Source organism: Mesorhizobium sp. M1C.F.Ca.ET.210.01.1.1 (assembly GCF_004791585.1).
GTDB lineage: Bacteria > Pseudomonadota > Alphaproteobacteria > Rhizobiales > Rhizobiaceae > Mesorhizobium.
Genome location: NZ_SRUU01000194.1, coordinates 1 through 299 on the forward strand (window position 1 = coordinate 1; position 299 = coordinate 299).

Here is a 299-nt window from a genome sequence, read left to right on the forward strand (position 1 = left end):
TTCGGCGACAGCCTGGCGAACGCGCGCGACAGGCCGGTCATGGTGCCGGAGCTGCCGCAGCCGAACACGATGGCGTCGAGGTCGCCGCCCATCTGCTCGAGGATCTCCGGGCCGGTGCCGAACTCATGCGCGGCCGGGTTGTCCGGGTTGCCGAACTGGTTGATGAAGTAGGCGCCCGGGGTCTGCTCGGCGATGGTCTTGGCCAGGTCCTGGTAGTACTCCGGGTGGCCCTTGGCGACGTCCGAACGGGTCAGGCGCACTTCGGCGCCCATCGCCTTCAGGTTGAAGATCTTTTCCCG

1 protein-coding gene is annotated in these 299 nt (G+C 67.6%); it reads right to left on the reverse strand.

Annotated elements, in window-relative coordinates; genetic code table 11:
- Positions 1 to 299 (reverse strand): pyridoxal-phosphate dependent enzyme (locus EN853_RS33545; protein WP_135861378.1); only part of this gene is annotated, 299 nt, incomplete at both ends.